The 419-nt window shown below is 51.6% G+C and carries 1 protein-coding gene; it reads right to left on the reverse strand.

Translation table 11 applies throughout. From position 1 onward, the window contains the following. A partial coding sequence (locus ABHV44_RS16240) for an HYR domain-containing protein (RefSeq protein WP_459075764.1) occupies nt 1-419 on the reverse strand: 419 nt, incomplete at both ends.

Consider the following 419-nt stretch of genomic DNA (forward strand, 5'->3'; position numbering starts at 1 on the left):
CCGAGACCTGTGTAATCGGCCATTGTGAACTCGCAGTTGGCATCGGCACTGGCGGTCTGGTCACCTGGGCACGTGATCACCGGATCGATCGTGTCGATCAAAGTGATATCGAACGAGCAAGTTGTTGTGTTGCCTGCGTTATCAGTTGCTGTCAGAGTGATCGTTTGTGTCGTTCCTGCACCTGAGAGTGTTACTCCAGCTGCTGGACTTTGAGTCACAGTTACTCCTGCGTCACAGTTATCTGTGGCAGTTGCCAGACTCGTGTAATCAGGAATCGAGAACTCGCAGTTTGCATCTACCGGCTCGTTCTGATCACCTGGGCACGTGATCTGCGGATCGATGTCATCGATGAGCGTAATCACGAATGAGCAGTCTGAAGTATTTCCTGCGTTATCCGTAGCTGTGAGCGTAATCGTTTG

The organism is Halocola ammonii, from assembly GCF_049334165.1.
In the GTDB taxonomy this organism is placed as follows: domain Bacteria; phylum Bacteroidota; class Bacteroidia; order Flavobacteriales_D; family Sanyastnellaceae; genus JBEGHD01.